The sequence below is a fragment of the Emticicia sp. genome (assembly GCF_049241225.1).
In the GTDB taxonomy this organism is placed as follows: domain Bacteria; phylum Bacteroidota; class Bacteroidia; order Cytophagales; family Spirosomataceae; genus Emticicia.
The window spans coordinates 1-1,440 of the sequence record NZ_JBMLRC010000093.1 but is presented as its reverse complement, the minus strand read 5'-3'; the positions used below and the strand labels follow the sequence as shown (position 1 = coordinate 1,440).

Below are 1,440 nucleotides of genomic sequence, written 5' to 3'. Positions count from 1 at the left end.
TGCGATAGTGTCAAAGGCTTTGGTTGCGTTTCGATATAAAGGGAGAAAAACTAAGGAAAAGGTTGGATGAAAATGAAAATTTTTTTTATAAAATTTATAACTAATTGAAAACCAAACACTTATATCAAAATAAACTTTTTGTAGCTTACCGAAGTCTTTTATAAGAAAGCCGTTTATAGGTAATCGTAAAAAATTGATTTATTTTTATCCTTCAAATAAAGGCAACATAATGATACAACTTTTTCATTCACTTTCATGGCTTTTCATTATCGTAACGTTTCTGCCATTGGTCAATAATCCTCATTGGTTTTTTAGGGTTTTTGATTTCGGAAAAATACAGCTTTTTATCTTTCAAGTACTTCTGCTGATGCTTTCTGTTTGCTTCATGACTTTCTCAGAGCCTCTATTGCTCACGCAGATTGGTTTGACTCTCAGTATCTGTTACATTGCCACGATTCTTTATATTTACACACCTCTCTACAAGGTCAAAAATGCTCAATTTTCCGATAAATCTTCAAAACCCATCACCATTATTTCGACCAATGTTTACCAGTTCAACACAGAATATCAGCGTTTTATAGATTTTATAAAGAAAACTCAACCCGATGTTTTTATAACAATGGAGTCGAACCAAGCTTGGGACGATGCCATGAAAGTGCTGGAAGCCGATTATCCATATTTTCATAAAATCCCGTTGGAAAATACATACGGAATGCACTTTTATTCTAAACTTAAAGCTGAGAAAATTACACCCTATTTCTTTGTAGCCGATGATATTCCGAGTATCGAGGCAGATTTGGTAAGTGAAGATAATTTTAAGTTCACGGTATTTGCATTGCATCCGCCGCCGCCCAGCCCAACCGAAGAAGAAACCTCGAAAGAACGTGACGGCGAGCTTTTATCAATCGCTAAGAAAATCAAAAATTCGCCCAAACAAACATTTATTGCCGTTGGCGATTTCAATACAGTTGCGTGGGGACGCTCATCAAGATTATTCCGAAAAACTTCCGAAATGATTGACCCACGAATGGGACGAGGATTTATTTCTACCTTTCATGCAAAATATCGTTTACTGAGATTTCCAATCGACCAGATTTTTCACACGCCCAACGTTTTTGTTGATGAACTCAAAGCCTTAGAAAATGTCGGTTCTGACCACTTACCTATTTACTGCCGATTCGCAATCAATCATTTTGATGATTCGCAGGAAGAACTTGTAAAAACATTGGAGAAAGGTGAAATGAAAAAAGTCAACAAAATCATTCAAGATGGTATTGAAGAACAAAGTGACCGTGAAGAAGTAGTAACCGAATGAGACTTATCAACTAAAATCCCAGATTCGGTTTGGCGTAATGCAGTAATCCATTTTTACATCAAACTCATCTACATCGCTGATTTCGTCAACAGGCTCAAAAATCGAAAGACCGATTTTCATGACAT

At 36.1% G+C, this 1,440-nt stretch carries 1 protein-coding gene; it reads left to right on the top strand.

All coding sequences use genetic code 11. From position 1 onward, the window contains the following. Window positions 1-229: 229 nt before the first annotated feature. Entirely contained in the window at window positions 230-1,315 is a 1,086-nt protein-coding gene (locus tag ACOVO2_RS05675) for an endonuclease/exonuclease/phosphatase family protein (RefSeq protein WP_421769032.1), read from the top strand. Window positions 1,316-1,440 lie beyond the last annotated feature (125 nt).